The sequence below is a fragment of the Streptosporangium pseudovulgare genome, assembly GCF_014648055.1.
Classification (GTDB): domain Bacteria; phylum Actinomycetota; class Actinomycetes; order Streptosporangiales; family Streptosporangiaceae; genus Streptosporangium; species Streptosporangium pseudovulgare.
The window spans coordinates 609,727-631,558 of record NZ_BMQJ01000002.1 but is presented as its reverse complement, the minus strand read 5'-3'; the positions used below and the strand labels follow the sequence as shown (position 1 = coordinate 631,558).

Annotated in this window: 20 protein-coding genes and 1 tRNA gene; 8 read left to right on the top strand and 13 right to left on the bottom strand. The window is 71.2% G+C overall.

Annotated elements, in window-relative coordinates:
• Window positions 1–18: 18 nt before the first annotated feature.
• The 9 genes from IEZ10_RS06535 to IEZ10_RS06495 form a co-directional block, all read right to left on the bottom strand.
• Window positions 19–1,440, bottom strand: a complete 1,422-nt coding sequence (locus tag IEZ10_RS06535; RefSeq protein ID WP_189245525.1) for an acyl-CoA carboxylase subunit beta — start codon at window positions 1,438–1,440, stop codon at window positions 19–21.
• A gap of 13 nt (window positions 1,441–1,453) precedes the next feature.
• Window positions 1,454–2,686 (bottom strand): beta-ketoacyl-ACP synthase II, encoded by a 1,233-nt coding sequence (gene fabF, locus IEZ10_RS06530; RefSeq protein WP_189245524.1) that lies wholly within the window; start codon window positions 2,684–2,686, stop codon window positions 1,454–1,456.
• A 51-nt stretch (window positions 2,687–2,737) separates the two neighbouring features.
• Entirely contained in the window at window positions 2,738–2,980 is a 243-nt protein-coding gene (locus IEZ10_RS06525) for an acyl carrier protein (RefSeq protein ID WP_179826710.1), read from the bottom strand.
• 67 nt (window positions 2,981–3,047) lie between these two features.
• The gene (locus IEZ10_RS06520; protein WP_189245523.1) at window positions 3,048–4,004 is read right to left on the bottom strand and encodes a beta-ketoacyl-ACP synthase III; all 957 of its coding nucleotides are present in this window, start codon (window positions 4,002–4,004) and stop codon (window positions 3,048–3,050) included.
• A gap of 1 nt (window position 4,005) precedes the next feature.
• Window positions 4,006–4,899, bottom strand: coding sequence for an ACP S-malonyltransferase (locus IEZ10_RS06515; protein WP_189245522.1), 894 nt, complete (start codon window positions 4,897–4,899; stop codon window positions 4,006–4,008).
• A 117-nt stretch (window positions 4,900–5,016) separates the two neighbouring features.
• Window positions 5,017–6,126 (bottom strand): PucR family transcriptional regulator, encoded by a 1,110-nt coding sequence (locus IEZ10_RS06510; protein WP_179828713.1) that lies wholly within the window; start codon window positions 6,124–6,126, stop codon window positions 5,017–5,019.
• Between the two features lie 269 nt (window positions 6,127–6,395).
• Entirely contained in the window at window positions 6,396–6,881 is a 486-nt protein-coding gene (locus IEZ10_RS06505; RefSeq protein ID WP_189245521.1) for a DUF350 domain-containing protein, read from the bottom strand.
• Between the two features lie 67 nt (window positions 6,882–6,948).
• Window positions 6,949–8,109: a glutathionylspermidine synthase family protein gene (locus IEZ10_RS06500; protein WP_189245520.1), complete on the bottom strand. Its 1,161-nt coding sequence runs from the start codon at window positions 8,107–8,109 to the stop codon at window positions 6,949–6,951.
• 10 nt (window positions 8,110–8,119) lie between these two features.
• The gene (locus IEZ10_RS06495; RefSeq protein WP_229811005.1) at window positions 8,120–8,566 is read right to left on the bottom strand and encodes a hypothetical protein; all 447 of its coding nucleotides are present in this window, start codon (window positions 8,564–8,566) and stop codon (window positions 8,120–8,122) included.
• Between the two features lie 143 nt (window positions 8,567–8,709).
• Here IEZ10_RS06495 and IEZ10_RS06490 point away from each other — a divergent pair, with 143 nt between their 5' ends.
• Window positions 8,710–9,546: a helix-turn-helix transcriptional regulator gene (locus tag IEZ10_RS06490; protein WP_229811004.1), complete on the top strand. Its 837-nt coding sequence runs from the start codon at window positions 8,710–8,712 to the stop codon at window positions 9,544–9,546.
• Between the two features lie 115 nt (window positions 9,547–9,661).
• On the opposite strand, the gene IEZ10_RS06485 is transcribed toward IEZ10_RS06490, so the two are convergent.
• From IEZ10_RS06485 to aceE, 3 genes are all read right to left on the bottom strand, one after another.
• The gene (locus IEZ10_RS06485) at window positions 9,662–10,183 is read right to left on the bottom strand and encodes a GNAT family N-acetyltransferase (RefSeq protein ID WP_189245519.1); all 522 of its coding nucleotides are present in this window, start codon (window positions 10,181–10,183) and stop codon (window positions 9,662–9,664) included.
• A gap of 275 nt (window positions 10,184–10,458) precedes the next feature.
• The gene (locus IEZ10_RS06480) at window positions 10,459–12,042 is read right to left on the bottom strand and encodes an alpha/beta hydrolase (RefSeq protein ID WP_189245518.1); all 1,584 of its coding nucleotides are present in this window, start codon (window positions 12,040–12,042) and stop codon (window positions 10,459–10,461) included.
• An 89-nt stretch (window positions 12,043–12,131) separates the two neighbouring features.
• The gene (gene aceE, locus IEZ10_RS06475) at window positions 12,132–14,879 is read right to left on the bottom strand and encodes a pyruvate dehydrogenase (acetyl-transferring), homodimeric type (protein ID WP_189245517.1); all 2,748 of its coding nucleotides are present in this window, start codon (window positions 14,877–14,879) and stop codon (window positions 12,132–12,134) included.
• Window positions 14,880–15,432: 553 nt separating this feature from the next.
• Here aceE and IEZ10_RS06470 point away from each other — a divergent pair.
• The 6 genes from IEZ10_RS06470 to IEZ10_RS06445 all read left to right on the top strand — a co-directional run bounded on the left by IEZ10_RS06470 (window position 15,433) and on the right by IEZ10_RS06445 (window position 18,558).
• The gene (locus IEZ10_RS06470; protein WP_189245516.1) at window positions 15,433–15,840 is read left to right on the top strand and encodes a secondary thiamine-phosphate synthase enzyme YjbQ; all 408 of its coding nucleotides are present in this window, start codon (window positions 15,433–15,435) and stop codon (window positions 15,838–15,840) included.
• Window positions 15,841–15,963: 123 nt separating this feature from the next.
• Complete coding sequence (locus IEZ10_RS06465) at window positions 15,964–16,392, top strand: DUF3052 domain-containing protein (RefSeq protein ID WP_179826728.1); 429 nt, start codon at window positions 15,964–15,966, stop codon at window positions 16,390–16,392.
• Window positions 16,393–16,475: 83 nt separating this feature from the next.
• Complete coding sequence (locus IEZ10_RS06460) at window positions 16,476–16,931, top strand: peroxiredoxin (RefSeq protein ID WP_189245515.1); 456 nt, start codon at window positions 16,476–16,478, stop codon at window positions 16,929–16,931.
• Between the two features lie 67 nt (window positions 16,932–16,998).
• Window positions 16,999–17,334, top strand: coding sequence for a hypothetical protein (locus tag IEZ10_RS06455; protein WP_189245514.1), 336 nt, complete (start codon window positions 16,999–17,001; stop codon window positions 17,332–17,334).
• 102 nt (window positions 17,335–17,436) lie between these two features.
• Entirely contained in the window at window positions 17,437–18,453 is a 1,017-nt protein-coding gene (locus IEZ10_RS06450; protein ID WP_189245513.1) for an ROK family protein, read from the top strand.
• Between the two features lie 33 nt (window positions 18,454–18,486).
• Window positions 18,487–18,558 (top strand) — tRNA-Val (locus IEZ10_RS06445).
• A gap of 268 nt (window positions 18,559–18,826) precedes the next feature.
• Here IEZ10_RS06445 and IEZ10_RS06440 read toward each other — a convergent pair.
• Entirely contained in the window at window positions 18,827–19,645 is an 819-nt protein-coding gene (locus IEZ10_RS06440; RefSeq protein ID WP_189245512.1) for an alkaline phosphatase family protein, read from the bottom strand.
• 484 nt (window positions 19,646–20,129) lie between these two features.
• Here IEZ10_RS06440 and IEZ10_RS06435 point away from each other — a divergent pair, with 484 nt between their 5' ends.
• Window positions 20,130–21,809 carry a hypothetical protein gene (locus IEZ10_RS06435; RefSeq protein ID WP_229811003.1) on the top strand — a complete coding sequence of 560 codons (1,680 nt, stop codon included), beginning with the start codon at window positions 20,130–20,132 and terminating at the stop codon, window positions 21,807–21,809.
• Window positions 21,810–21,832 lie beyond the last annotated feature (23 nt).

Sequence of the window (21,832 nt, the reverse complement as noted above, 5' to 3'; positions counted from 1 at the left end):
GCGGGTTCCGGAAGGGGGCTAGAGCGGGATGTTGCCGTGGGCGCCGCGCGCCGGGGTGGCCTGGGCGAGGACCTTGGCGATGGCGCCGCGGGTCTCCTCCGGCTTGATCACCTCGTCCACCACGCCGATCTCGACCGCCCGGTCCAGGCCGCCCGCCACGACCTCGTGCTCCTCGGCGAGCCGGGCCTCCAGCGCCGCCCGCTCCGACTCGGGGGCGGCCGCGAGCTCCCTCCGCTTGAGGATGCGCACCGCGGCCACCGAGCCCATCACCGCGATCTGCGTGGTGGGCCAGCCGAACACCTTGGTCGCGCCCAGGGCGCGGGAGTTCATCGCGATGTAGGCGCCGCCGTACGCCTTGCGGGTGACCAGCGTGACGCGCGGCACCGACGCCTCGGCGAAGGCGTGCAGCAGCTTGGCGCCGCGGCGCACCACGCCGTCGTGTTCCTGGCCGACGCCCGGGAGGTAGCCGGGGACGTCCACCACCACGACCAGCGGCACCCCGAAGGCGTCGCACATGCGGACGAACCGCGCCGCCTTCTCGGCGGAGGTCGAGTCCAGGCAGCCGCCCAGCCGCATCGGGTTGTTGGCGATGACCCCGACGGTCCGGCCGTCGAGGCGGCCCAGCGTGGTGACGATGTTCGGCGCCCACTTGGGCTGCAGCTCCACGCCCGGCTCGTCGAGCAGTCCCTTGACCAGCGGCTTGATGTCGTAGGCGCGGCGGGGGTTCTCCGGGAGCAGGCCGGAGAAGTCGACCTCCTCCGCCTCGCCGCGGAAACGGCCCTGGTGGCCGAGCAGCACGGCCAGGCGCCGGGCCTGGACGTACGCCTCGGTCTCGGTCTTGGTCACCACGTGCACCACGCCGCTGCGCTTGCTGTGCGGCTCCGGCCCGCCGAGGGCGGCCATGTCGATCTGCTCACCGGTGACGCTGCGCACCACGTCGGGGCCGGTGACGAAGATGCGTCCCTCGTCGGAGAGGATCACGATGTCGGTCAGCGCCGGGCCGTAGGCGGCGCCGCCGGCCGCGGGGCCCACCACGACCGACAGCTGCGGCACCACGCCGGAGGCCCTGGTCATCGCGGCGAAGACGCGGCCGACCGCGTGCAGCGACTCCACGCCCTCGGCCAGTCGCGCGCCGCCGGAGTGCCACACCCCGATGATCGGGACCCGCTCGCGGACCGCCACGTCGTAGGCGTGCACGATGTGCTCGCATCCCGCCGAGCCCATCGCGCCGCCCTGGACCCGGGCGTCGCTGACGAAGACCACGACCGGCACGCCCTCGACGCGGCCCATGGCCGCCAGGGCGCCGCTGCGGTCGACCGGGGTGATCAGCCGGATCGAGCCCTCGTCGAGCAGCGCCGCCATCCGCACCTGGGGGTCGCGGGGATCGGCCGCCTCCCCGTCGGGGGAGCCGCTCACCACCCTGTTGTCGAGCACGGTCATCTCGGGGCTCCTGTCAGACGCTGGTGAAGGCCACGGCGACGTCGTGGCCGCCGAACCCGAACGAGTTGTTGATCGCGGAGATTCGTCCGCCGGGGAGCTCGCGCGGGTCGCGGCGCACGATGTCCACTTCGACGCCGTCGTCGAGGTCGTCCACGTTGATCGTGGCGGGGACGACCCGCTCCTGCAGGGCGAGGACGGTGAAGACCGACTCGATGCCACCGGCGCCGCCGAGGAGGTGGCCGGTCATCGACTTGGTGGAGGTGACCAGCGGGTGACCGCCGACGACCTCCTTGATCGCCATGGTCTCCACCACGTCTCCGGCGGGGGTGGAGGTGGCGTGCGCGTTCACGTGCCTGATGTCCTCGGGGGCCAGGCGCGCGTCCTGCAGGGCGCGGCGCATGGCGAGCATCACCCCCGCGCCGGTCGGCTCGGGCTGGGCGATGTGGTGGGCGTCGGCGGAGTAGCCGACACCCGCGGCCACCGCGTAGACGTGGGCGCCGCGGGCACGGGCGTGCTCCTCGGACTCCAGGACGACGATGCCCGAGCCCTCGCCGAGCACGAATCCGTCGCGGTTCTTGTCCCACGGCCGGGACGCCCGCTCCGGCTCGTCGTTGCGCAGCGACATCGCGCGCATGGCGGCGAAGGAGCCGATGTTCAGCGGGTGGATGGCCGCCTCGGTGCCGCCGGCCACGACAACGTCGGCGCGGCCGGAGCGGATCATCTCGATGGCGTAGCCGATCGACTCGGCGCCGGTGGCGCAGGCGCTGACCGTGGCGTGCACGCCGGCCCGGGCGCCGACCTCGATGCCGATCCACCCGGCGGCGCCGTTCGGCATCAGCATCGGCACGGTGTACGGCGAGAGCCGCTGCCAGCCCCGCTCCTTGAAGGTGTCGTAGGCGGCGAGGATGGTGGTGATGCCGCCGATGCCGCTGCCCACGACCACGCCGAGCCGCTCGGGGTCGACCTTCTCGATCCCGGAGTCCTTCCAGGCCTCGCGGGCCGCGACCAGCGCGAACTGCTCGGCCCGGTCCAGCCGCCGTGCCTCCGGCCGGGGCAGCACCTCGGTCGGGTCCACGGCGGCGACGGCGGCGAACTTCACCGGGACGGAGTCGACCCAGTCCGTGGTGAGGTCGCGGACCCCGCTCCGACCGGCGAGGAGCGCCGACCAGGTCGAGGCGACGTCTCCGCCGAGGGGCGTCGTCGCGCCGAGCCCGGTGACGACGACACGTACCTGGTCTGTACTCACGTTCTTGCTCCTTGCGAATCGCTGGTCAGGGCCGGGAGGCGTCGGGACGTCTCAGCTCTGGATGAAGTTGATGACGTCCTTGACGGTCTTGAGGTGCTTGAGCTGGTCGTCGGGGATCTCGACGCCGAACTCGTCCTGGGCGGCGACGGCGATCTCGACCATGGACAGCGAGTCGATGTCGAGGTCGTCCACGAAGTTCTTCTCCGGGGTGACCTCGGAGGCCGGCACACCGGTGATCTCGTTGACGATCTTGCCGATGCCGGCGAGGATCTCCTGCTCGGTCATCTGAGCCATGTCGCGTGTTCTCCTTGGGAATCGGGTGTTGTTGCGGTTTTCCGTACGGCGGGGCCGTACAGGCTTTTCAGGGGATCTCGACGACCTGGCCGGCGTAGGTCAGCCCGGCGCCGAAGCCCAGCAGCAGGACGAGCCCGCCCGACTGGACCTCGCCGCGTTCGACCATCCGGGACAGGGCCAGCGGGATCGACGCGGCCGAGGTGTTGCCCGCCAGGACGATGTCCTTGGCGATGACGGCCTTGTCGGCGCCGAGCCGGCGGGCGATCGCCTCGATGATCCGCAGGTTCGCCTGGTGGGGCACGAAGGCCGCGAGGTCGGCCGGGTCCACCCCGGCGCGCTCGCAGATCTCCTTGGCCACCGGGTGGAGCGCGGTGGTCGCCCAGCGGAAGACGGTCTGCCCCTCCTGCCGGAGGAACGAGCCGCGGTCCTTGATCATGATGGCGTCGGCCTTGTCGCCGGCGCTGCCCCACACCACCGGGCCGATTCGCGGGGTGTCGGACGGGCCGACGACCGCGGCGCCCGCGCCGTCGGCGAAGATCACCGCCGTGCTGCGGTCGGTCCAGTCGATCCACTGGGAGAGCTTCTCGGTGCCGATGACCAGCACGTTGACGGCCGAGCCGGCGCGGACGGCGTCGTTGGCCAGGGCGAGGGCGTAGCAGAAGCCGGAGCAGGCGGTGTTGACGTCGAACGCGCCGGGGGCCTCGATGCCGAGGCGGGTGGCGACCCGGGCGGCGGCGTTGGGGATCTGCGCCTCCAGCGTGCAGGTGGCGACGATCACCAGGTCGATGTCACCGGCCGACAGGCCGCTGGCGGCCAGGGCCTTGCCGCCGGCCTGCACGGCCAGGTCGATCTCCGACTCGCCGGCCGTGGCGATCCGCCGCTCCCTGATGCCGACCCGGCTCTGGATCCACTCGTCGTTGGTGTCCATGGTCGCCGACAGATCGGCGTTGGTGACCACCTTGGACGGCTGGTAGTGGCCGAAGGCCAGGATCTTCGCGCCCGGAGCGCCCTGGATCGTCTTCATCTCAGAGAACCTCTCGAGCGGCGTTCAGGTCGTCGGGGGTCTTCAGCGCGACGGTGGTGACCCCGCGCATCCCGCGCCGGGCCAGGCCGGTGAGGGTGCCGCCGGGGACCAGCTCGATCATCGTGGTGACGCCGAGGTCGGTCATGGTGGCCATGCAGGCGTCCCATCGGACCGGGCCGGCGACCTGGGCGACGAGGCGGCCGAGGAACTCGGCGCCGCCGGTGACGGCCGTGCCGTCGGCGTTGGACAGCAGGGTGACCCGCGGGTCGGCGGGGGTGAGGCCGGCCGCGGCCTGGCGCAGGTGCTCCGAGGCCGGGGCCATGTGGACGGTGTGGAAGGCTCCGGCGACCTTCAGCGGGATCAGCCGGGCCCGCGCGGGCGGGTCGGCGGCGAAGGCCGCCAGCTGCTCCAGGGTGCCGCCGGCGACGATCTGGCCGGAGCCGTTCATGTTGGCCGGGGTCAGGCCGTGCCGCTCGATGGCGGCCAGGACCTCGGCCTCGTCTCCGCCGATGACGGCGGTCATGCCGGTGGCGGTGACGGCGGCGGCCTTGGCCATGGCCTGCCCGCGCTCGCGGACCAGCGTCAGGGCCTCCTCGGGGGTGAGCACCCCGGCCAGGGCGGCGGCGGCCAGTTCGCCGACGCTGTGCCCGGCCACGACGTCGGGGGTCACGCCGAGGGCTTCGGCGGCGGCCAGGGAGGCGGCCACCAGCAGCGGCTGGGCGACCGCGGTGTCGCGGATCTCCTCGGCGTCGGCGGTGGTGCCGTAGGCGATCAGGTCGAGGCCGACCAGGTCGGACCAGGCGGACAGCCGGTCCGCCAGGCCCGGGACCTCAAGCCATGGAGTCAGGAAACCTGGGGTCTGGGCGCCTTGGCCCGGAGCGACGATGGCGAGCACGAAATCCAGCCTGCCCTGTAGGGGTTCGATATCCGGGTAAGGATCCGGACGAAGTTCGTCCGTAAAATTTTGTAGGAACCCTACAGTGGGAGTTTCCCGGACGTTAAGTAAAGACAGCTATGTCACGGACGTTTCGGACAGACGCCCGAGGATGAGCCCGACCTGCAGGGTGAAGGCCGACCGCCCCTCCGTGGGTTGGTACCCGGTCAACTCGGTGATCTTACGCAGCCGATAGCGGACCGTGTTGGGGTGGACGAACAACAGCCGGGCCGTCGCCTCCAGGGACGTGCCCTGCTCCAGGTAGGTGGCGAGCGTGTCGAGCAGCGGTGTGCCCGTCAACGGCCGGTAGACGTTCTCGATGAGCTGGGCGCGGGCGTCGGCGTCGCCGTCGATGGCCCGCTCGGCCAGCAGGTCCTCGGCGTGGACCGGCCGGGGGGCGTCCGGCCAGGCGGGCGCGGCGCGCAGACCGGCCATCGCCGCCCGCGCCGAGCTCGCGGCCGCGTGCAGGTCGCCGACCTCCGGGCCGATCACGATCGGGCCCGGGCCGAAGCGCGGCACCACGTGCCGGGCCGCCGCCCCGACGCTGTCGGCCCCGCCGACGATCACGATCAGCCGGTCGCCCTGCACCCCCGCCAGCAGATCCAGCGCGGACCTGCGCCCGCGCTCGCGCAGCCCGTCGACCACCGCCTGCGGATCGTCGTCGGGCGCCTGCCCGGCCAGCACGACGACGGGGGAGGAGGTCCAGCCGAGCGCGGCGGCCCACGAGTGCAGGCCGTCGTCCACCTCGCCGCGGACCAGCGCGTCCACGATCAGCGCCTCCAGCCGCGCGTCCCAGGAACCGCGCGCCTCCGCCTCCCGGGCGTAGACCTGGGCGGCGGCGAAGGCGACGTCACGGGTGTACCGGAGCATCGCCTGCTGCAGCTGCTCCCGCCCGCCCGGCGCGGCCAGCTCCGCGGTCTGCGCCTCGACCACCTCGACCACGGTCCGGACGATGTCCACGGTCTGCTGCAACGAGATCGACCGCTTCAGCTCCCTGGGGGCGGTGCCGAAGAACTCGATGCTCGGGGTCGGCCGGTCCTCGCCGGCGTGCTGGAACCACTCCACGAACGCCGCGATCCCGGCCTGGGCGACCAGCCCGACCCACGAGCGGTCCTCGGCCGACAGCGCGCGGAACCACATGAGCCGGTCGTCCATCCGGGCCATGGCGGCCGTTCCCAGCGCGCCCATGGCCCGCTCCAGCCTGCGGGTGGTGTCCTGCCGTATCCGGTCCTGGTCCGGGCCTCCGTGGTCCGGGTCCAGGTCTTCCCCGTCGATCCTGACGGTGGTCCCACCGGCCCGGCCGTCGCCGCCGGCCTCCTCGATCCGCTCCCTCACGTCACTAAGAGTGCCAGGTCGGACGAGATGCGCCAGCCGCCGTACCCTGTGACGCGCCCGCCGGCCCGTCTCCCGGCGCCGCGGGAACGGGGCCGGAGCGGGCCGTACCGGGCCCGCTCCGCTCAGCTGACGGCGACGGCGGTGATCAGGCCGATCACCAGGTGGGTGATCGCCAGGAGCCGGGCGCTGGGCTGCGGGTCGCTCTCCCTGACCAGGTCGCGTACGGAGATCCCGACGACCTTGTCGAAGACGACCATCGCCACGGTCTGCATGGCGATGCCGACCAGGCCGAACACCAGCGTCATCAGCAGGCCCTCGTGCAGGGCGCCGTCGGAGGACCAGATGGAGGCCGCGACGATGAGCCCGACGGCGGTCAGGCCCGAGCCGGTGAGCAGGGTGGCGTTGGGATTGCGGTCCACCTTGATCAGCCGGCTGAGCTTGCCGGGGATGGCCAGGTCGATCACGAAGAAGCCGATGATCAACAGGATCAGGCCGAGGACGGCGTAGGCGACGATCGCGAGGGCGCCGCGGCCGAGGATCTCGCCGAGCGAGAGCGTCTGGGCGTCGGCCGCGGCCTGGAGCGCGACCGGCAGGGGGCTGGGGCTCATGGGTTTTCTCCGGAATTCGGGAGGATGCTTGTCGGGATCGGACGGGGAGTGCGGATCAGGGCTCGGGTCACGGCTCGATCCGGTGCGGGACGAACGACGAGGTGTCGTCGGTGATCAGCCCCGAGGTCTCGCGGATGCCGGCCCCGGCCGCCTCGTCGTGGACGACCCAGGCGCCGAGCACGGGACGCCAGCCGTCGAAGTCGGGCAGCGCCCGGAACTCCTGGTGGACGTGGCCCTCGGCGCCGTAGCCGCCGCCGGTCTCGACGCCGCCGCCGGGCGTGACGACCCGCATGCCCGCCCCCTCCCGGCCGAGGAGCGGCTTGACGATGTAGGACGTCAGGTCACGCGGTCCGTCGAGATAGGCGGGCAGCAGGTTCGGGTGCCCCGGGTACAGCTCCCACAGCAGCGCCAGCAGCGCCTTGTTGGACAGGAGCATCTTCCACAGCGGCTCGATCCAGGTCATCGACACCTGCTGGGCCACCGCCCGCGACCCGAACGCGTCGGCGACCGCCCACTCCCACGGATACAGCTTGCACAGGGAGCGGATCACCCGCCGTTCCATGTCCACGAACCGCAGGTTGAGGCCGTCCCAGCCGATGTCCTCCATGGCCACCGCGATGGTGTTCAGGCCGGCCTGGGCGGCGGTCTCCTGGAGGTAGGCGAGGGTCATCGCCTCCTCGCCGGTCTCGTCCATCTTCGTCCAGGCGAAGTGCGCGGGCCCCGTGGGCAGCACCTCCGCGAGCCCCCGCCACCGCTCGATCAGCCGCTCATGGATGGAGTTCCACTGGTCGCCGTCCGGGTGGCGGTCCTGCAGCCAGAACCACTGCACGACCGAGCTCTCCAAGAGGCTGGTCGGGGTGTCGGCGTTGTACTCCAGCAGCTTGGCGGGACCGGTGCCGTCGTAGCGCAGGTCGAACCGGCCGAACAGGTGGGGGTCGGCCCGTTCCCAGGACCGGGCGATCTCCGGCCGCACCCACTCGGGGATCGCGAAGTCGGCGTAGCGGTCGTGACGGACGACGTGGTCCACCACGGCCAGGCACATCCGGTGCAGCTCCTCGACCTGCTCCTCCAGGGCGAGGACCTCGTCCATCGAGAAGACGTACTGCACGGACTCGTCCCAGTAGGGACGGCCGAGGCCGCCGGGGTGGGCCGAGCGGTGGAAGGCCAGGCCCTGACCCTCGACGATCTCCTCCCAGCCGTCCCTGGGGACGGAGGTCTCACGTCTCATCCGCCCGCGCTCAGCTTCCGCTCCCACCGCGGAAGCCGAAGCCGCCGCGCTGGATCACGGTGCCCTGGCGGCTGACGATCCTGACGTCGGCCGGGCGCACGGTGGTGCCGTGCATGATGCGGCCGCCCGACCGCATGCCGCCGTAGTACCAGCGGTAGGCGCCGTACGAGCCGTGGTAGTGGGAGCCGCCGCCGTCGTCGTCGCAGTAGTCCTCGTCGACGACGGTGTAGGAGCCGTCGGGCTGCTGGCTGTCGAGGTCGACGCACTCGGCGTTGACCTCGTCGTAGTCGTCCTCCTGGGCGCTGCAGTAGCCGATGAGCAGGAGCGTGACGACGGCGACGCCGCCGAGCACGATGCCCTTGGACGCCTTCGAGCCCTTCAGGCCCTTCCCGGAGGTGGAGGGGGTGGGCGAGCGGTCGGGGTCCATGCCCATGGGGTGGTTCGGTCCTGCTGCCATCGAGCTCCAATGAGATGTGTCGGGACAGATTATCGGCGCCCTTTTGACCATTCAACCGCCGTAACTGGATCGATGCGCGTTTCGGCGGCCGTGGGCCGGCCGGCGCCTGGAGGATGTCGGAACCGGCGCGTAACGTCGCAGGTGTGAACCGCACCGATCGGCTTTGCGTCCTGGTCGAAGAGCTCCGCGCCGCCGCGCCCGGGTTCCTGCGGGTCCGCGAGCTGGCGGACCGGCTCGGGGTGGGGGAGCGCACCGTCGAGCGCGACCTCGCCGCGCTCCGGGAGTCCGGGGTCCCCGTGCGCGCCGAACCCGGCGGGCGGGGCGGCCACGCCCTCGACACATCCGCCGCCCCGTCCCCGGTCGCCTTCACCGCGGAGGAGGCGGCCGCGGTCGCCGTGGCGCTCGTCCGCGCCGCGGACACCCCGCTGGCCGGTCCCGCCCGCGACGCCCTGCGCCGGCTCGCCGCGGCGACGCCGTCTCCCGGAGAGGTCCGGCACGAGGACGCGGCCGGTGGCGGCAGGGGCGGGGGGGCGGAAGGCTCCGCCGGTGACGGCGAGGCCGGGCGGCCGGTCGGCGGCGGGGGGAACGGCGGGGCGGAGCGATCGGCCGGTGGCGGGGAGGGTGACGGGGCCGGGTGGCCGGTCGTCCCCGCGCGTGCCGCGGCCGAGCCCGAGCCCTACCCCCGGGTGGCGGCGGTGATCGAGGGGGCGCTGCTGCGCCGGAGGGTGCTGCGGCTGGGCTACGAGGACCGCAAGGGCCGGTCCACCGTCCGCGAGGTGGAGCCGGCGGTCTTCATGGGCGGGCGCGGCGGCCAGTGGTACCTCATGGGCATGGACCGGCTCCGCCAGGACGTCCGGGTTTTCAAGCTCGACCGCATCGCCTGGGCCGAGGAGACCGCCGAGGCCGCGCCCGAGCAGCCGCCGGAACGATACGCCGCCGGCCTCCCCGGCGTGCTGCGGGAGTCCGCCGGGCAGGAGTGAGCCCCCGCCCTCGGGACCCGGCCGTACGGACCGCCCGGCCGTAGGGAGCCGTGGGGCGGGTCATGCGGAGGGCCCGGCCGCGCGGGCCCGGCCGTACGGCGGGCGCGCCGGGCGGTCAGCTCCCTCCGGAGCCCAGTTCCCGCTGCATCAGGAGGGTGTCGATCCAGCGGCCGTGCTTGTGCCCCACCTTCGCCAGCAGTCCTGCGGCGGAGAAGCCGAACCGGCGGTGCAGGGCGGCGGACGCCTCGCTCCCGGTGCCCGCGATGACCGCGATCATCTGGCGCGCGCCGGCCCGCTCGCTCCGCTCCACCAGCGCCCCCAGCAGCGCGCCGCCCAGCCCCCGGCCGGTGTGGTCCGGGGCGAGATAGATCGAGTCCTCGACGGTGTGCCGGTAGGCCGGCTTCGGCCGCCAGGGCGCGGCGTAGGCGTATCCGGCCACCTCGCCGGCCACCTCGGCCACCAGGAACGGAAGCCCCCGGTCGGTGAGGTCGCCGAGCCTGCTCCGCCAGTCGGAGACCGGCGGCGGCGTCTCCTCGAACGTGGCCACGCTGCCGACCACGTAGTGGGTGTAGATGCCGGCCACAGCCGGCAGGTCCGCCGGCGCGGCCGGGCGGACGATCGTCTCCGGCGTCGGCATGAGCAGCCCCCGTCTCCAGGTCTCCAGGTCTCCACGAGGTGGGTTCTCCCTCGCTGTGCGCCATTCTGGCGGATCCGGGAGGGCACGCGGGGGAGGGGGGTCCGGGAGGAGACGCGGGACACCTCGTGCCTGCCTGACCGGCAGGCACGGGACGCACCGACCCCGCTTTCCACGGCGGCGGCGTTGACCGCGTTCGGGGCCGCCTCCGAAGCCGTCGCCGGGCCGTACGGCTCCGCGGAGAGCGGGACCGCAGGCCCGGCGCGGGAGGCGGGAGGTCAGGAGGCCGCGCAGGTGGTGCCCTTGGCGGGGACCTCCCCTTCGAGCAGATACTTGTCGGTCACCTTCTTGACGCACTGGTCGCCGGAGATGTACGCCCCGTGGCCCTCGCCCTTGTAGGTGACCAGCACCCCCGTGCCGAGCTGCTCGGTCAGCTTCGGCGCCCACTCGTACGGCGTGGCCGGGTCGCCGGTGCCGCCGATCACCACGATCGGCGCGGAACCGGCCGCGTCCACCTTCCTGGCCTGGTTGCTGCCCTTGACCGGCCAGGAGGAGCAGATCAGCCCCATGCCCGCGCTGCCGAACAGCGGGGAGACCTTCAGCGCCTCCCGCTGGGTGCGCTTCAGCTGCGCGAGGTCCGGCCGCTCGGCGGTGTCCGCGCAGCTGATGGCCGGGAAGCTGCTCATGAGGGTCGTGTAGGACCCGTCGGGCAGGCGCCCGTTGTAGTTGTCGGCGAGGCTGAGCAGGAGCCGCCCGTCGTCGCTGAAGGCCATGTTCAGCCCCTGCTCCAGCAGCGGCCACGTCAGCTTCGAGTACAGCGCGGCGGCGACGCCGGTGTTGGCCAGCCCCTGGGTGAGCTCGCGGGAACCGACCTTGAGCGGCTTGTCCTCCACGTCGCCCATGAACTTCTCGACGTTCTTGTTCGCGATGGTCCGGTCGGCGCCGATGTCGCACCGGCCGGGCCCCTTGATGCAGTCCTTCAGGAAGTCGTCGTAGGCGTGCTGGAACCCGGCCGACTGCACCACGGTGCGCCTGTTCATCGAGACGCTCGGGTCCAGCGGGGCGTCCAGCACGAAGCGGCCCACGTTCTTGGGGAACTCGGTGGCGTAGACGGCGCCGAGCTGCGTGCCGTAGGAGATGCCGAAGTAGTTGAGCTTCGGCTCGCCGAGCGCCTCGCGCATCCGGTCCATGTCGCGGGCGGCGTTCACCGTGCCGACGTAGGGCAGGATCTTCCCGGAGGTCCGCTCGCAGGCGGCGGCGAAGTCCTTGATGATGCGTTCCTGCCGGTCCCAGTCCGCCTGGGTGACGGCGATCGTGTTCATCGAGGTGTAGCGGTCCATGACCTGCTCGCCGTCGCACCTGACGCCGGAGCTGCGCTCCACTCCGCGCGGGTCGAAGCTGACCAGGTCGTAGCGGGTGTTGAGGCTGGCGAACGCCTTGGCGGCCTGGGCCATGGTGTCGACGCCGGAGGCGCCGGGGCCGCCGAAGTTGAAGACCAGGGAGCCGATCCGCCGGGCCTGGTCGGTCGCCGGGATGCGGATCATCGCGATGTCCAGCGTCTCGCCGTCCGGCTTGGCGTAGTCGAGCGGCACCCGCAGCGAGCCGCACCGCAGGGTGGCGTCGGGCTTGGCCGGGACCTGCCCGTTCGGTCCCCGGACGTCGGTGCAGGGCCCCCACGCGATGCGCCCGGCCGTCCCGGTCGCGCCCGCCGTCCCGGTCGTCCCCGACGGCGCGGCGGTCCCCCCGGCCGGTGAGGACGGGTCGGCGGGACCGAGTCCGCTGTTAAGGGCCGGGTCGCTGCAGGCGGTCAACAGGCCGGACAGGACGGTGGCCGCGGTCGCCACCGCCAGGACTTTTCGCACGTGATGCTCCCTCGATTCGGACGCCGGGGGAAGCGATCCAACACTAGCCGGGCGGGCCCTTTCAAAAAAAGGACCCGCCCGGCGTCACGTCACAGTCCCATGGACTGGGTGTCGTTGCTCTCGATCCCGCCGGCCTCGGTCACGCCGTTCTTCAGGTGGTACTTCACGATGGCCTCGCGCAGCACCTCCTCGTCCAGCTCGCCCCGCTGGACCAGCTGGGTGAGCACGGCGAGGGTGATGGAGGCGGCGTCCACGTGGAAGTGGCGGCGCAGCGCCGACCGGGTGTCCGACAGGCCGAAGCCGTCGGTGCCGAGGGAGGTCCAGTCACCCGGGACCCACTGGGCGATCTGGTCCTGCACGGCGCGCATGTAGTCGCTGACGCCGACGAACGGGCCCTCGGCCCGCGACAGCGCCTGCGTCACGTACGGCACCCGCCGCTCGGCGTCGGGGTTGAGCAGGTTGTGCTCCTCGGCGGCCAGCGCCTCGCGGCGCAGCTCCGTCCAGGAGGTGGCCGACCACACCTCGGCCGCCACGCCCCAGTCCTCGGCCAGCATGCGCTGGGCCTCCACGGCCCAGGGACCGGCCACGCCGGAGGACAGGATGTTGGCCTTCGGCCCCGCCACGGCGGGCGCCGCGGCGTACCGGTAGAGGCCCTTCAGCAGGCCCTCGACGTCGAGGCCCTCGGGCTCGGCCGGCTGGGGGTAGGGCTCGTTGTAGACGGTCAGGTAGTAGAAGATGTTCTCGGGGTCCTCCCCGTACATCCTCCGCAGGCCGTCCTTGACGATGTGCGCCACCTCGAAGGCCCACGACGGGTCGTAGGACACCGCCGCCGGGTTGGTGGAGGCGGTCAGCGGGGTGTGGCCGTCCTCGTGCTGCAGGCCCTCGCCGTTCAGCGTGGTGCGGCCGGCCGTGGCGCCGAGCAGGAAGCCCCGGCCCATCTGGTCGGCGAGCTGCCACATCTGGTCGGCGGTGCGCTGCCAGCCGAACATCGAGTAGAAGATGTAGACCGGGATCATGTGCTCGCCGTGCGTGGCGTACGCCGTGCCCGCCGCGATCGCCGAGGCCATGGAGCCGGACTCGCTGATGCCCTCGTGCAGGATCTGACCCTCGGTCGACTCCTTGTACGACAGCAGCAGCTCGCGGTCGACGGCCTCGTAGGTCTGGCCGTGCGGCGAGTAGATCTTCGCGGTCGGGAAGATCGCGTCGAGACCGAAGGTGCGGGCCTCGTCGGGGATGATCGGCACGAACCGGTGGCCGATCTCCTTGTCGCGGATGAGGTCCTTGAGCAGGCGGACGAACGCCATGGTGGTGGCGACGTTCTGCTTGCCGGAGCCCTTCTTCAGCTGCGCGTAGGCGGCGTCGCCGGGCAGCTTGACCGGCTTGGCGCGGACCACGCGCTTGGGCAGGACTCCGCCCAGGGCCGCGCGGCGCTCCTTCATGTACTCGATCTCGGGGTCGTTCTCGCCCGGGTGGAAGTAGGGCGGCAGGTCGGCCTCGAGGGCGGAGTCGGGGATCGGCAGGTAGAGCCGGTCCCGGAACTCCTTGAGCTCGGCCTTGGTCATCTTCTTCATCTGGTGCGTCGCGTTGCGCGCCTCGAAGTCCTTGCCCAGGGTCCAGCCCTTGATGGTCTGGGCGAGGATGACCGTCGGCTGGCCGACGTGCTCGCGGGCCGCCTTGTAGGCCGCGTAGACCTTGCGGTAGTCGTGACCGCCGCGCGAGAGCTTGCGGATGTCCTCGTCCGACAGGTGCTCGACCATCTTGCGCAGCCGCGGGTCGTCGCCGAAGAAGCTCTCGCGGATGTAGGAGCCGGACTCGACGGAGTAGGTCTGGAACTGGCCGTCGGGCACGGTGTTCATCTTGTTGACCAGGACGCCGTCGACGTCGGCCGCCAGCAGCGGGTCCCAGTCGCGGCCCCAGACGACCTTGATGACGTTCCAGCCGGCGCCGCGGAAGTAGGACTCCAGCTCCTGGATGATCTTTCCGTTGCCGCGGACCGGGCCGTCGAGGCGCTGCAGGTTGCAGTTGATGACGAACGTGAGGTTGTCGAGCTCCTCGCGGGCGGCCACGCCGATCGCGCCGAGCGACTCGGGCTCGTCCATCTCGCCGTCGCCGAGGAAGCACCAGACGTGGCTGCGACTGGTGTCCTTGATCTTCCGGTTCAGCAGGTAGCGGTTGAACCGCGCCTGGTAGATGGCCGAGATCGGGCCCAGGCCCATGGAGACCGTGGGGAACTCCCAGAAGTCGGGCATCAGCCGCGGGTGCGGGTAGGACGGCAGGCCCCGGATGCCGTGCGACAGCTCCTGCCGGAAGGCGTCGAGCTGGGTCTCGTTGAGACGGCCCTCCAGGAAGGCGCGGGCGTAGATGCCGGGCGCGGCGTGGCCCTGGATGAAGACCTGGTCGCCCGACTCGCCGTGGTCCTTGCCGCGGAAGAAGTGGTTGAAGCCCACCTCGTAGAGAGAGGCGGCCGAGGCGTAGGTCGCGATGTGGCCGCCGACGTTGGTGCGGGCGTTGGCCCGGGTGACCATGACCGCCGCGTTCCACCGGATGTAGGCGCGGATCCGCCGCTCGACGTACTCGTCGCCGGGGAACCAGGGCTCGCGCTCCGGCGGGATCGTGTTGATGTAGTCGGTGCTGCGCAGGCCGGGGACGCCGACCTGGTGCTCCCGGGCCCGCTCCAGCAGGCGGAGCATCAAATAACGGGCCCGGGTCCGTCCCTCCGTCTTGACGACGTTGTCGAGGGACTCGAGCCACTCCTGGGTCTCGCTGGGGTCGACATCAGGAAGCTGGCTGGGTAGGCCGTCACTGATGATCGAGAAACGCTGGCGTCCGGAAGCCACTGGGTCTCGCCTTCCGAGGATGGACTTTTGTCTGGTGTAGGTCGTCTTCCATCCTGGTCGCTTACCCCGGAAAGTGCATCTCTACTGACCGGTAACCAGGAGGTCCCCGCTGGCAGGGGCGTGAAAATGGCCTAGACCACCGATGGTAGGACGAATTTCCCCCACAGGGTACACGCTGCCCGGCCCTTTTCCATGGGCGGGGCGGATCCGCCCCCGCCGTACGAATCTAGCCGGGCCCGGGCCCTGGGGCGTCCGGGCGGTGCCGCGCGGACCGGGCCGCGTCCGGCGAACCCCCCGGTCCGGCGGCCCGTGACGGCCGGGCCGCGGGACCGGACCGTGAGGCCGGGCCGGGATCGCCGCATTCCCCGGGGATTCCACGGCGGGCCGTTCACGAGAATGCGAAAGATCTTTGTGGGATCGTGACGATAATGATGCGCGAAGCCGGGGTGAAGCGGTTTGAGCGGCGAATTTCCCGCCACGACCGCCCCCCGCCGCCCCGGTGAATGGGGCGGGGTCGTCGTCCCAGCTCAGCGCGGATCGTAGGATCGAGTATGTGAGATCTCAGACGATCGAGGTGGTGACCGGTTCCCGTGAGCGGATCCATGACATCACCTCCGAGTGCGAGAGCTTCGTCCGCTCATGCGGGGGAGACGGGCTGTTGCACGTCTTCGTCCCCCACGCCACCGCGGGGATCGCGCTGATCGAGCTCGGCTCGGGCAGTGACGACGACCTGCTCGCGGCGTTGGAGGACCTTCTGCCGGCCGACGACCGGTGGAAGCATGCACACGGATCCAGGGGGCATGGGCGCTCGCATGTCATGCCGGCTCTCATCCCTCCCTACGCGACCGTCCCGGTCCTGTCCGGACGGCTCGCGCTGGGCACCTGGCAGTCCATCGCCCTGGTGGATCTCAACGTCGACAATCCGGAACGCCAGGTCCGTTTGTCATTTTTGTCGGACTAATTCATACGTAGCCCACTCGTTGCCGTGGCGACCGTTGACGACCGAGGGTCACAGCGTGTGGACTGTGCCGAAGCATTCTGAGCACCGTGCGATTGCGGTGACATTCAAGCAGGAGGGACAAACGTGAGCGCGACCGCGGGTCAGGCTCGGGGCGAACGCGGCCTGGCCGAAAGACTCGGCCTCAAGCCGGGTCAGGTGGTGCAGGAAGTCGGCTGGGATGAGGACGCCGACGACGATCTGCGCGACTCCATCGAGGAGCTGACCGGCAACGAGCTGGTCGACGAAGACTACGAGGACGTCGTCGACGTCGTGCTGCTGTGGTGGCGTGACGGTGACGGCGATCTGTTCGACGCCCTCAGCGGGGTGCTGACCAACCTGAGTGCAGGCGGCCAGATCTGGCTGCTCACTCCCAAGGCCGGCCGCGAAGGCCACGTTGAGCCCAGCGACATCGGAGAGGACGCCACGACCGCCGGTCTCTCGCAGACCAGCAGCATCAGCGCCGCTCCTGACTGGTCGGGCACCCGACTGGCTCCTCCGCGGACCCGCCGGTAGGGGTCCGCCCTGCCGTACGGCTCATGCGAGTCGTACGGCAGGATGATGGTGTCGCCCATCATCCGACGAAAGGACCTTTCGACATGGCGGTCGAGGTAGGTTCCCCGGCTCCGGACTTCGAGCTGAAGGATCAGCACGGGACCCCGGTCAAGCTCTCCGACCACCGGGGCAAGAAGGTCGTGCTGATCTTCTATCCCCTCGCGTTCAGCGGCATCTGCCACGGCGAGCTCTGCGCGCTGCGCGACGAGTTCATCGCCACCGCGCCCGAGGACGTCCAGGTGCTGACGGTCTCGGTGGACTCGGTGTTCACCCACCGCGCCTGGGCCGACCAGGAGGGCTACACCTTCCCCCTGCTCTCCGACTTCTGGCCGCACGGTCAGGTCGCACAGGCGTACGGTGTGTTCGACGAGGAGAAGGGCCTCGCCACCCGGGGCACCTTCATCATCGACGGTGACGGCATCGTCCGGTGGAGCGTGGTGAACCCGATTCCGGAGGCGCGCGACATCGCCGAGTACCGGAAGGTCCTCGCCGAGCTCTGAGCTCCCCAGCGGTGATCCGGCGGACGTCCGGGGGGCGTCCGCCGCTCTCGACCCCCCGGAGGCGATCATGCCCTGCTTCTCCTGCGGGGCCAGGCAGACCGACCCGGTCCGTGGCGTCAGCCCGTGGAAGCGCGGGGTGCGCCGGGAGACCCAGGTGCTCATCTGCCCGGACTGCCAGCGCGCCCACGACCTCGACCTCGACACGTGCGCCACGTGCGGGTCCGTCGCCCTCATCTGCCGGCTCGGCGAGGTCGAGTGCCGTTCCTGCGGAGCCGTGCGGCTCGCCCGGGCCGGACGGCCCGCCCCCGCCGGGAACACCGCCGTCCCCGGCGGATCGGGCGCTCCCGGTCTGGCCGACGAGGTCCAGGCCGCCCTGGAACGGGTCCTCGGCCGCACCCGCTGACTTCTCTTCGGGGACGTTCACCCGCATCCGGGACGTAACAGGTCATCGGCCATGCGCTAGGGTCGGCCTCGGCCTCGCCCCTTCGACCCGGTGGATGCGTGCATGAGCTCGTTCGTTGTGGCCCTTGACGTCGGCGGTACCTCGATGAAGGGCGGGCTCGTCACGAGCGCCGGTGAGATCCTCCTCACCGACCGCCGGGCCACCCCGCGCGAGCAGGGCCCCGAGGCCGTCGTCGAGACCATCAGGTCCTTCATCGGCGACCTCGCCGCCCGGGGCGACGGCGTCCCCGCCGGGGTCGGCCTCGCCGTACCCGGCCTGGTCACCGCCGACGCCGCGCTGTACTCGGCCAACATCGGCTGGCGCGACGTCCCCGCCGCCGCCTTCGTCCCGCTGGACGTCCCGGTCATGCTCGGCCACGACGTGCGCACCGGCGGGCTCGCCGAGAGCGTGCTCGGCGCCGGCCGTACGGCCTCCGACTTCCTCTTCCTGCCCATCGGCACCGGCATCGCGGGCGCGATGATCGTGAACGGCGAGCCGTACGGCGGAGCCTCCGGATGGGGCGGCGAGATCGGCCACATCCCCGTCTTCCCCGACGGCGAGACGTGCGCCTGCGGGCAGGTCGGCTGCCTGGAGACCTACGCCTCCGCCTCGGCCGTCGCCCGCCGCTACGCGGCCCGCGTCGCCTCCCTCGCCGCGCCCGCCCCCTCCGGCCTGCCCCTCCCGGCCGCTCCGGCGGCCGTCGACGGAGCCGGCACGCCGGTCACGGCCGAGCAGGTCGCGGCGCTGACCGCGGCGGGCGACCCGGTGGCCACGCAGATCTGGGGCGAGGCCGTCGAGGCGCTCGCCCTCTCCCTGGCCACCTACACCCTCCTCCTCGACCCCTCGGTGATCGTCCTGGGCGGCGGCCTGGCCGAGTCGGGCCCCCTGCTGTCGGACCCGCTGTCCGGTCGCCTGCGCGAGCTCCTGACCTTCCGCGAGGCTCCGCCGATCCGCCGGGCCGCCCTCGGCGTCAACGCCGGCATGCTGGGCGCCGCCCTCCTGGGCTGGCGGGCGGCCGGAGAGCCCGGCGCGGGCGCCACCTGGCGGCTTGATGTGCCCAAATCCCCCGGCGTGGCGTAAGGTGTTATCCCGTCCCACGGACGGGACGACCCGGGGCGCTTAGCTCAGCGGTAGAGCGCTCGCCTTACAAGCGAGATGTCACTGGTTCGAACCCAGTAGTGCCCACCGAAAGGCCCCTGATCTGGGAAGACAGGTCAGGGGTTCCGTGTTTTCAGAGGCGGCGTCGCGCCTTCGTCGTCCAGTGAGCGCTCGCCGTGTCGGCGAGTCGCCTGGACCGGGCCGATCTTCCTGCTCATCGTCGGTGGCAGAGGGCTCCGAGGGAACTCCTGTCCGTGTCCTGGCCTGGCCTGGCCTGGCGCAAGCTCTACGCTGGCGTCCCCCGGGTGCACGAGTCGTTGACCCGATATCCAAGCGTTCAAACGGGTCATGCGCTTTATCTAAGTCTTGCCCGGGCCTGGGACGCCACGTCGGGATGGGGATCGTCAGCGAGAATCCGCACGATGGGTTCCGGCGTCGTGGGCCATGTGGCCAGCCACCAACGCACATCGGCAGATCGATCGTGAGCAAGGCGCTGCAACTCGTCATAGGGGAGTTTTCCTGACCGCACTGCGGCTGTACGGACGGCCGTGGACCTGTCGTTGGCGAGAAGGCGATGTCGCTCTGTTGCGATGCGCGGGTTCTGAGCGACACCGACGCGGACCTTGGGATCGGGGTCGGCTGTCAGGGTGGCGAGGAGGTCCGGATCGTCGGTGTGCGCTGCCAAGCCTGCTCGGACAGCTGGAGAAGGATCCGCGGCAAGCGCCGCGTTCGTCTCCTTGTCCAGCCCGCTTCTCTCGGCGAGCAGTCGACGCAGATCCTCATCGACGGATCGGCGGATGGCGCGGCGGACTTCGATATCGGTGCCCGGATGGTCCGGCAGTGACCACCGGACCGGCCCGTGAGGGTCATCCACCAGGATGATCAGTACGTCAGGTGGGCATGCCGGGTTCTCGACAAGCGCCTGGCGGGTCTTCAGATCCGGGTCCCGGGCGAGCTCACGCAGCAGCTCGCCGGGTGCGTCGGTTCGGGCCGCCAGGGCGCGCCTGACCGCGCGGGAAGGATCTGCCGCCATGGCCTGGAGGATCTCTGGAGGCGTGGCGGGATCGCTCACCACGGTCAGCCGGATACGGACCCGCTTGTCACGAGCACGCGCGGTCAGGTGAGCCGTGTCCGTACCGCCGTTCGTTCCTGAAGCCCCTGGTTCCTGCTGCATTTGTCAGTCCTTTATCGATCATCTGCATAGCATGATCACAGCCGCCACCGACGAAAGAAGTCCGGACACCCGGCCGGAGAAGATCCTTGCCTGTGGGGGTCGTTTTCCGGGTGACCAACCGGGTGACGACGACCGTGAACAAGGCCGGCCGCCGGTGGAGGGCCAGGGACCACAGTCGCAGGTCGAACCTGGTCGGGGACCTGCCCGGATCGTCTCACAAGCGAGATGTCACTGGTTCGAACCCGGTGGTGCCCACCATCAAGGCTCTGATCTGGAATGACAGGTCAGAGCCTTCTGCGTTCTCGAATGAGACGCCGGGCCTCGTCACTCGGCAGGTGCCCGCTCTGCCGGCGGATCACTCCGGAGGGGCGGCCTTGCAAGCTCGCCCTCACCCGGCTCGAGCGACGTCCCGTCAAGCACGGGGCCGGGTCATCGGTCACCGGGCCGCGGAAAGCCCACCGGCGTACTACGATCATGCCTCACTGTGCGCCCAAACCGTTTGGCGGCTTCCGCCTGCCTGGCCATCACCCTCGGTTCGGTCTCCCTCAGCCTGGTCATCGGCACCGCGACACCCGCGTGGCTGGTCACCATGTGGTACCCGCCCGACGAGGTCATCGAGGGACCTCCTCTGGTGCCGGTGCTGGGTGGGTTGCTGCTGCTCGGGCTGGTGAACTCGTGGATGCTGTGGGAGGTCCTGCGGGGACCCGCGCCCGCGGCCGCGCCGATGCGCCGGGCGGCCACCTGGCTACGGCTGCTGCTGTACGCCGATGTGGTGTGGCTGCTGATCCCCTCGTTCCTCCCAGGGCTGGTCGAGACGGTCATCGGGCTGGCGCTCTGGGTGCCCGCGCTCGTGCTGTTCACGGTGGTGCTCACCGGATCAGGCCGGCCCTACCGGCTGGCTCTGCTCCTGCTCGGGCTGGTGGAACCGGTCACATCGCTCGTGGACTGCCTGACGGACGATTCACCACTCCAGATCTTCGTGAGCCCGGCCTACAAGGCGACCGTCATGGCCGTGGGAATGACCGCGTCCGTCGTCACGGTGATGCTCCTGCTCGCTCAGCGGCGTGACGGACGCTGGAGCCGGGTGACGCTCCTCATCGGCCTGGGCACGTTCGCGAGCGCGTTCCTGGTGGAACTCGTGGACGGTCTGACGAGAGGCGGCGCGATCGAGTCGATCGCCGAGGCGATGGATGTGCTCTACATCGTCTGGCTGGCGCGCACGGCGCACGAGCTGAACCGCGAGCCGAGGCGGAAGGCGCCTCTGCGGGTCCCCGCGCCGGTCGCGGCCGTGGCCGCGGTCCTCCCGCTGATGGTCGTCGGACCCGAGGGCCGCCCACATCTCACCTACACCTGGCGGAGCGATGACCTCATGGAATGCTGGACGTGGTCGGAACCGCCACGTGTCGCGGACATCCCGGCCCACAAGCGCGAGCGGGCCTACATGTGCAGCGTGAACAAGAGTTCTCAGCAGGTCTCGGATCAGGCACTGCTCGGCAGGGGCCGGGACGCCTGCGCCAGGTTCGCCGCCGGGGAGCCGGTCCGGGCCCGGCCCGCGCTGCTCGCGCTGCTCTGCCCGGAGGTGATCGGACGGAGACATCCGGATCTGCTGGTGTCGTCCGCTCAGATCGCCCGTCAGGAGGCGGAAAAAGAGCGCATCGAACGCGAACGGTCGGCGCGCAAGGCGCGCCGCGAGGCACGCAAGGAGGACGCCCTGTGCCGCGACCCGTGGCCCGCGCTGCGTACCCGGTTCCAGGCGACCGCGTCCTATTACGACTGGGACGCCCGACCCTACGGCATCTACGACGCGGAAGCGGACACCGAAGAAGGCTACGAGGCGATCTGGGACAGGGAATCGATCGGCACCCTGGCGACCAGCGGTCCACTGGCTCTGATCTTCACACCCAGCCAGGACTGGGCGACCTGCGTCACGGCGAAGGCGCTGCGCTCGGCCCCGCCGCCCCTGCGGCACAAAGGCTGGGACGAGGTGGTCGAGGCGGACATCGTCAGCGAATCAGGCCGCCTGGTGATGCAGACGCTGTCGGCGAGCAAGGTGCGCTTCCCCAACCTCGCGCGCGGCGGTCCCGGCCGCTACCGGCTGCGCCTGTACACACGTCCGGGTGTGGATCTCGTTCTCGTCTATCCGGTGAGGAGGGCGGCGTGGTGACGGGCCGGCCGGTCGCGCCGGTC